This window comes from Pseudodonghicola flavimaris (genome assembly GCF_030164425.1).
Taxonomy (GTDB): domain Bacteria; phylum Pseudomonadota; class Alphaproteobacteria; order Rhodobacterales; family Rhodobacteraceae; genus Pseudodonghicola; species Pseudodonghicola flavimaris.
The window spans coordinates 1-7627 of record NZ_JASNJD010000041.1 but is presented as its reverse complement, the minus strand read 5'-3'; the positions used below and the strand labels follow the sequence as shown (position 1 = coordinate 7627).

The following is a 7627-nucleotide window of genomic DNA, read 5'->3' as shown; positions in this document are numbered from 1 at the left end:
GGGATCGCTTGTCATTCATTGAAGTTATGGGCCCAACGGCCCGTCTTGAAAGTCCGGCCGCCCTACCGACCGCGCGGAGCGGGCCAAAACCGGCCGACCCCGAAACCCTGATGCCACAGACCTGAAAACCATCTGCGGACGGAGCGATAAAAATGCTCCCCCATCATTCGCCCGAAAGCCGCATCTGTCAAGGCTCAGGACCACGGCGCGGGCTCTCGGCAGGCCCCCGCTCAAGCCGTCTCTGGCCAGGGCGGGGCGGCCCGCCGCTCAGGCGGCGCGCAGAAGTGTGGTCAGGAAATCCTGTATCGGCGCGCGCAAGGGTTCGTTGCGGCGGTGAAAGGCGATGATCTTGATCTCGGCGATATCGACGATCGGCCGTGCCACCAGCCCCTGCATGGCATAGTCCCGTACCGTCATGGAATCGACGATGCCGACACCGCCGCAGGCCCGCACCATATCGCAAACATTGGCGCAGAAGGGCACCGTGCAGACCGGATCGTAGGACAGGCCCTGCGCCTCGAAGGCGGCGCGGATCGTGGCGCCCATCGGTGACCAGTCGGCGTTGTAGCACACCAGCGGATGTTCGGCGATGGCGGCACAGAACAGCCTGTCCTGCCGTGCCAGCGGGTGCGAATCCCGCATGATCGCCACCAGCTCGCTGCGCCCGACGGGATAGGCCTGGAACTCCGCCTTGGGCGGCAGCGCCATCTGGATACCGATATCGGCATCGCCGCGCCGCAGATCCTCTTCCGGCGAATGCACCCTGAGGTTCAGCCGCTTCTTCCAGTTCTGGAAGCCGGCACGAATGAGGATCGGCCCCAGAAACCCCTCCACCAGCGCCGGCGTCGCCGAGATCGATACCGGACGCGAGGCGAGGTTGCGTAACTCGGGCAGCTTGGCGCGGATATCGGCATGGGTGCTGAAGATCGGCGCCGCCAGCGCGAAGATCTCGTTGGCCTCGCGCGTCGGCTCCAGCCGGTTGCCGGTGCGATGGAACAGCGACAGGCCCAGCCGGCTTTCCAGCCGCTTGAGCTGGGCCGAGACCCCGGGCTGGGAGATCCCCAGAAGCCGGGCGGTTTCCGTTGTCGTCCCGACCCGCATCAGCGTGCCGAAGAGCTCCATTTCCCGCAGATTCATTATCAGCCTGTGAATACCAAACCGTCTATTTATTATTATACGAATTATTTCCGGCTGTCTAACTTTGCCTCTGCACGCTCGCTGAAGTTCGCGACTCCACAGGTGAGGACAACCAAAACATGATACCGAAACTGAAATTCCGCTCGCTGCTGATGGCAACCGCGGTTGCCGCGACCGGCCTGACCGCCCCCGCTGCCAGCTGGGCCGAGACGCTGCGCGTCGCCATGGGCTACGATCCTGTCAGCCTCGATCCGATCGCCACCAGCGACAACGGGTCGATCTGGACCCAGCTTCTGATCTACGACACCCTGATCCGCCCCGACAAATCCGGCACCGGCCTGGAACCCGGCCTGGCGGAAAGCTGGACCGTTTCAGAGGACGGGCTGACGCTGACCTTCAAGCTGCGCGATGCAAAATTCTCCGACGGCAGCCCGGTCACCGCCGAGGACGTGCAATATTCCATCGAGCGCGCCGGCTCCAAGGCCTCGGGCTGGGGGCGATTCTTCAACCCGATCACCGGTTTCGAGATCGTCAGCGACCATGAGATCGTGATGACGCTGGACAAGCCGTTCACCCCGGCCTTCAACAACCTCGCGCTGTTCGCCGCGGCGATCCTGCCGAAGAAGCTGCTGGAAGAAAAAGGCGAGACCTTCTTCGATGCCCCGGTCGGCTCCGGTCCCTTCGTGATGGCCGACTGGACCCGCGGCGCCAGCATCACGCTGGAGAAGAACCCCTATTACTGGCAGGCCGGCAAGCCGGCGGTCGACGAGGCCGTGCTCGAGGTCGTGACCGAACCCTCCGCCCGGGCGATCAAGCTCGAGGCCGGTGAGGTCGATGTCGCGCTCGATCCGCCGCTGAACCAGCTCGACGCGCTGGCCGCCAAGGACGGTATCACCACCGGCGAGGTGATCCCCTATCGCGCCGATTTCGTGCTGATGAACACCACCCGCGAACCCTTCGGCGATGTCCGGGTGCGCCAGGCGCTGAACTACGCCGTCGACAAGGAGGCGCTGGTCAAAGGCGTGCTCTACGGCCGTGGCAAACCGGCGGCTTCCGCCATGCCGGTGATGAAATACGCCGATCCCGGCCTCGCGCCCTACCCCTACGATCCTGCCAAGGCCAAGGCGCTGCTGGCTGAGGCCGGCTATCCCGACGGGTTCGAGGCGGAGCTGGTCGTCGATTCCGGCAAGGCCACCAGCCGCAACGCCGCCATCGCGCTGCAGGCGATGCTGCAGCAGGTCGGTGTCCGGCTGAAGGTGCAGATGCTGGAAAGCGGCACCCAGTGGCAGACCACCAAGGCCGGCAACTACGACATGGCGGTCTCCTACACCACCTCGGACACCATCGACCCCGATCAGATCATCGGCTTCGTCGCGGTGAACCCGGAGCGTGCCAACGCCTATCACACCCAGTGGCAGGACGAGCGGCTGAACGCGCTCTATGCCGAGGAACGGCGCACGGTGAACAGCCCCGAACGCGAAGCAATGTTCCAGGAGATGGTGCAGCGCCTGCATGACGGCGCCCCCTTCGTCTTCCTGTTCCACCCGGCCACGGCCTGGGCCGAAAGGGATTACGTGAAAGGCTTCGAAATCCTGCCCACCTCGAACTTCCGTCTCGAAGACGTGACGCTCGACAAATAACCGATCCGCCCCCGCCCGGTTCCCTTGGGGCCGGGCGGGGGCCACAGGAAGGCCCCGAACCGCCGATGATACAGGTCATTTTCAAACGTCTGCTGATGCTGGTGCCGGTGCTGATCGGCATCACGCTGATCGGCTTTCTGCTGCTGCAGGTGATGCCGGGCGACGCCGCCGAGCGCGCCATGGGCACCCGGGCCAGTGCCGAGGAACTGGCCGATATGCGCCGGCTCTGGGGCCTCGATCTGCCGATCTGGCAGCAATACCTCCTTTTCCTGCGCGATTGCCTGACCGGCAGCTTCGGCGTGTCGATCTTCCACAAGAAGGCGGTAATCGCGCTGGTCGGCGAGCGGCTGCCCTTCACCCTGGCGATCGTGGCGCTGTCCACCCTGATCGCGCTGGTGATCGCCCTGCCCTTTGCCAGCCTGGCGGCGATGCGGCGCGACCGGCCGGCCGATCATGTCATCCGTCAGGCCTTCGTGGTGCTGATCGCCATGCCGCCGTTCTGGCTCAGCTACGTGCTGATCCTGTGGCTGTCGCTGACGCTGGGCTGGTTCCCCACCGGCGGCGTCGGTCAGGGGCTGGCCGAGAACCTGCACCGGCTGTTCCTGCCCTCGCTGGTCGTCGGGCTGTCCACCGCGGCGCTGATCCAGCAGACCCTGCGCGCCGCGCTGATCGATACGATGAAGGCCGATTACGTCGACACCGCCCGGGCCAAGGGGCTGCGCAGGCACGAGATTTTCCTGCGTCACATCCTGCCCAACAGCCTGATCTCGACCATCTCGATCATCGGGGTGCGGGTCAGCTGGATCATCGGCGGCACCGTCGTGGTCGAGAAAATCTTCTCGGTGCCCGGGCTCGGCAGCCTGCTGATCGACGCCATCGTGTCGCGCGACCTGCCGGTGATCCGCGGGCTGACCGTGTTCTTCGCCATCATGGTGGTGATCGTGAACCTGATCACCGATATCCTCTACGCGCTGGCCGACCCGCGCGTGCGACTGGAGTGATCCGATGCGCATTCTGAAAGATCTGCTGCGCAGCCCGGCCGGCGCGCTGGGGCTGGGAATGCTGGCCCTCACCCTGCTGGCGACACTGCTGACCCCGCTGCTGTCTCCCTACGACCCTTTTGCGCTGGATTTCGGCAACACGCTGCTGCCGCCATCGCAGGCGCATTGGTTCGGCACCGACAACTTCGGCCGCGATATCTTCACCCGGGTGATGGCCGGCGCCGTCTATGATCTGCGGCTGGCGCTGATCTGCGTCTTCGGTCCGATGGCCTTCGGGGTGATGATCGGGCTGATCTCGGGCTTTTTCGGCGGCCGCATCGATGCCGCGCTGATGCGGCTCACCGATATCGTCTGGGCCTTCCCCTTCTATGTGCTGGTGCTGGCCATCGTCGGCGTACTGGGCCCGAGCGAGGCCAACCTCTATATCGCCTTCTTCATCGTCAACTGGATCGGCTACGCCCGCATCGTGCGCGGCGAGACGCTGCTGATCGGCCGGCTGGAGTTCATCGAGGCGACCCGGGTGCTACGCTTCGGCAAGGCGCAGATCATGCTGCGCCACATCCTGCCCAACGCGGTCACCCCGGCGCTGGTCTATTCGATGTCGGACGTGGTGCTGACGGTGCAGGCGGTGGCGGCGCTGTCCTTCTTCGGGCTGGGGGTGCAACCGCCGGCGCCGGAATGGGGCCTGCTGATCGTCGAGAGCATCGACTACATGCGCGAAGCCCCCTGGATGACCATCGCCCCCGGCCTTGCCATCGTGTGGATCGGCATCGCCTTCTCTCTGCTCGGCGAGGGCCTCTCGGTCGCGCTGAAACCGAAGGGATAAGCCATGAGCCTTCTGAGCATTCGCAACCTGCAGACCGAATTCCGCGGTCCCGCCGGCATCGCCCGGGCGGTCGACGGGGTCAGCTTCGATGTGAACCCGGGCGAGATCTTCGGCATCGTCGGCGAATCCGGCTGCGGCAAATCGGCGACCTGCCGGTCGATCCTGAGGCTGTTCGCCGGTGCCACCGCGCGCATCGTCGGCGGCGAGGTGATCCTGGATGGCAGCGGCGATCTGGCCGCCATGCGCGAGGCCGATCTGGCCCGGGTGCGCGGCCGCGATGTCGCCTTCATCTTTCAGGATCCGCTCACCGCGCTCAATCCGACCATGCGGATCGGCAAGCAGGTGGCCGAGATCATCCGCCGCCACCGTCAGGTGAGCCGCAGCGCCGCCCGCGCCGCCGCGCTGGAGCTGCTGCGCGACGTCCACATCCCCTCACCCGAGCGCCGGCTCGACGCCTATCCGCACGAGCTGTCCGGCGGGCTGCGGCAAAGGGTGGTGATCGCCATGGCACTGGCTCTGGCACCGCGGCTGATCATCGCCGATGAGCCGACCACCGCGCTGGACGTGACGGTACAGGATCAGATCCTGCGGCTGCTGAAGGAGCGTCGCGACCGCAATGGCACCTCGATCATCTTTATCACCCACGATCTGGGCGTGGTGTCGCAGGTCTGCGACCGCATGGCGGTGATGTACGCCGGCCGCGTGGTGGAAACCGGCACGGTGCGCGATGTGCTGGACCGCCCCAGCCACCCTTACACCCGGGCGCTTCTGGACGCGCTGCCGGGGCAAGGCGGCCGTGACCGCGATCTGGTGCCGATCGAGGGCAGCCCGCCCGGGCTGATCGCACCGCCGCCGGGCTGCCGCTTTGCCCCGCGCTGCCCCTTCGCCGGGCCCGCCTGCACCCAAGGCATGGCGCCACCGCTGCATCCCCGCCCCGGGGCGACCGCCGATCACCTCGACGCCTGCATCCTGACGGAGGTACCCCATGCCCCAGCTTGAGTTCGAAGCCGTCGCGCGGCGCTTTCCGATGAAACGCAGCCTGACCGACCTGCTCGCCCGCCGCCCGGCGCCGGAATTGCAGGCGGTCCGGGGTGTCGATCTGGCACTGATCCCCGGCGAGGTCCTGGGCATTGTCGGCGAATCCGGCTGCGGCAAGAGCACCCTCGCCCGGCTCGGGGTCGGGCTGCAGCCCTGCAGCGCCGGCCGCGTCCTGCTCGACGGCCAGCCGCTGACCGGCCCCGACCCCAGCGGCCGGGTGCAGATGGTGTTTCAGGATCCCTATTCCTCGCTCGACCCGAGGATGACGCTCGGCGCCCAGCTTGACGAAGTGGTCGCCCACTACCACCCTGCCCTGTCGCGCGCCGAACGCCGGACCGCCGTCGCCCAGGCGCTGGACGAGGTCGGCCTGCCACAGGAAACCGCGGCGAAATATCCCAATGCGCTGTCCGGCGGGCAACGCCAGCGGGTCTCCATCGCCCGCGCGCTCTGCCCCCGGCCGGAGATTCTGGTGGCCGATGAGCCGGTCTCGGCGCTCGACGCCTCGGTGCAGGCCCAGATCATCAACCTGCTGCGCCGGCTGAACCGCGACAAGGGGCTGACCATCCTCTTCATCTCGCATGACATGAACGTGGTCCGCTATCTCTGCGACCGGGTGGCGGTGATGTATCTCGGAGAGATCGTCGAGTTGCAGCGCAGCGAGGATCTCTTTGCCACGCCGCTGCATCCCTACACCCGCGCCCTGATCGCCGCGGTGCCCGATCTGCGCCGCCGCAGCACCGCCAGCGCCCCGATCCGCGGCGAGATCCCCGACCCCTTCGAGGTGCGCCACGGTTGCCGGTTCGCCCCGCGCTGCCCGCTGGCGGAGCCCGCCTGCGATCAGCCGCAGGCGCTGCGGCGCCTTGCCCCCGGCACCTATGTGCGCTGCCATAAGGCCGCCCCCGGCCAGCCCCAGACCTAACCTGCCCAAGCGAAAGACTTCCCGAATGTTCTTCACCCCCGATCCCGACTGGACCCGCCGTTGCGACGCCGCCGCCGAGGAGATTCTCGACCGGTTCGCCCCGCTTGGGCTGACCGCCGACCGGTTCGGCCTGGTGGCCCTGCGCGAAACCGGCGGGCTGCCTCAGGGCTATGTCCGCAACGGCGACTGGCGATGCTACCCTTGCAGCGTGGTCAAGGTGTTCCACCTGGTCCATGCCCTCCACGCGCTGGAGACCGGCAGGATCGCCGCCCATGACGACCTGGACCGAGCGATGCACGACATGATCGCCTGGTCGTCGAACACCGCGACCAATTACATCATCGACCTGGTGACCGGCACCACGGGCGATACCCTGCTGGAGCCGGAGGCCTTCGCGCTCTGGCGCGACCGCCGCGAGGGGCTGAACCGGTTCTTCGGCGCACTCGGCTGGCCCGAATGGCAGGGCTGCAACATCACCCAGAAACTGATGGACGACACCCGCTATGGCCGCGAGGCGCAATATGCCGGCGCCGACAGCAGCTATCTGAACGTGCTGACGCCGCTGACCGCCGCCCGGATGTTCCACGAGCTCTTCTCCGGGGACGTGCCGCTGGGGCCAGAGGCCCGGGCCCGGGCGCAGGATTTCCTGCTGCGCGACCGGCAAAGCGACAAGGCCAGACTGCCGCATTTTCAGGTACAGGAGTATCTCGGCGGAGGGGTGCCTGAGGCCGCCACGATCTGGAGCAAGGCCGGACGCAATTCCTGGACCGGCGATCCCCGCGCCTCCTATTACAAGCACGACCTGATCCGCATCGCCCTGCCCGGAACGGCACCGGTGATCCTGTCGCTGATGACGCAGGGCAAGGAGCTCTGCGAAGACCGCCCCGAGGCCTTCCCCGAGATCGCCCGCATCCTCTGCGCCCATCTGCTGGATCAGCCAGGGGACTGAGCCTTGGGGATCGCAGTTGAATGAGATGGAACCGGGGGAGGTATGACCTCTGCCGGTTTTTTTGTGGTGTGTCTGTGCGGGAGGTTTTGGGTTGTGGTGCGCCGGCGATCTGGTGGG

7 protein-coding genes are annotated in these 7627 nt (G+C 66.7%); 6 read left to right on the top strand and 1 reads right to left on the bottom strand.

The features are described 5' to 3' along the window. Positions 1–267: 267 nt before the first annotated feature. Positions 268–1137: a LysR family transcriptional regulator gene (locus QO033_RS24935; RefSeq protein WP_284483409.1), complete on the bottom strand. Its 870-nt coding sequence runs from the start codon at positions 1135–1137 to the stop codon at positions 268–270. Positions 1138–1256: 119 nt separating this feature from the next. Here QO033_RS24935 and QO033_RS24930 point away from each other — a divergent pair, with 119 nt between their 5' ends. The 6 genes from QO033_RS24930 (at position 1257) to QO033_RS24905 (ending at position 7510) form a co-directional block, all read left to right on the top strand. Beyond that, entirely contained in the window at positions 1257–2777 is a 1521-nt protein-coding gene (locus QO033_RS24930) for an ABC transporter substrate-binding protein (RefSeq protein ID WP_284483408.1), read from the top strand. Between the two features lie 65 nt (positions 2778–2842). Next, entirely contained in the window at positions 2843–3778 is a 936-nt protein-coding gene (locus QO033_RS24925) for an ABC transporter permease (RefSeq protein WP_284483407.1), read from the top strand. A gap of 4 nt (positions 3779–3782) precedes the next feature. Continuing rightward, positions 3783–4604 carry an ABC transporter permease gene (locus QO033_RS24920; protein WP_284483406.1) on the top strand — a complete coding sequence of 274 codons (822 nt, stop codon included), beginning with the start codon at positions 3783–3785 and terminating at the stop codon, positions 4602–4604. Between the two features lie 3 nt (positions 4605–4607). Next, positions 4608–5603, top strand: a complete 996-nt coding sequence (locus QO033_RS24915) for an ABC transporter ATP-binding protein (RefSeq protein ID WP_284483405.1) — start codon at positions 4608–4610, stop codon at positions 5601–5603. Further along, the gene (locus QO033_RS24910) at positions 5590–6561 is read left to right on the top strand and encodes an ABC transporter ATP-binding protein (protein WP_284483404.1); all 972 of its coding nucleotides are present in this window, start codon (positions 5590–5592) and stop codon (positions 6559–6561) included. Before QO033_RS24915 ends, QO033_RS24910 begins: the two co-directional genes overlap by 14 nt. Positions 6562–6586: 25 nt before the next feature. Then, positions 6587–7510: a serine hydrolase gene (locus tag QO033_RS24905; protein WP_284483403.1), complete on the top strand. Its 924-nt coding sequence runs from the start codon at positions 6587–6589 to the stop codon at positions 7508–7510. Positions 7511–7627: the final 117 nt, after the last annotated feature.

What these genes read in the sequence shown, in the direction of transcription:
- QO033_RS24925 (WP_284483407.1), top strand. Translation starts at nt 2,843, where the DNA reads ATGATACAGGTCATTTTCAAACGTCTGCTGATGCTGGTGCCGGTGCTG.
- QO033_RS24910 (WP_284483404.1), top strand. Translation starts at nt 5,590, where the DNA reads ATGCCCCAGCTTGAGTTCGAAGCCGTCGCGCGGCGCTTTCCGATGAAA.
- QO033_RS24930 (WP_284483408.1), top strand. Translation starts at nt 1,257, where the DNA reads ATGATACCGAAACTGAAATTCCGCTCGCTGCTGATGGCAACCGCGGTT.
- QO033_RS24915 (WP_284483405.1), top strand. Translation starts at nt 4,608, where the DNA reads ATGAGCCTTCTGAGCATTCGCAACCTGCAGACCGAATTCCGCGGTCCC.
- QO033_RS24920 (WP_284483406.1), top strand. Translation starts at nt 3,783, where the DNA reads ATGCGCATTCTGAAAGATCTGCTGCGCAGCCCGGCCGGCGCGCTGGGG.
- QO033_RS24905 (WP_284483403.1), top strand. Translation starts at nt 6,587, where the DNA reads ATGTTCTTCACCCCCGATCCCGACTGGACCCGCCGTTGCGACGCCGCC.
- QO033_RS24935 (WP_284483409.1), bottom strand. Translation starts at nt 1,137, where the DNA reads ATGAATCTGCGGGAAATGGAGCTCTTCGGCACGCTGATGCGGGTCGGG.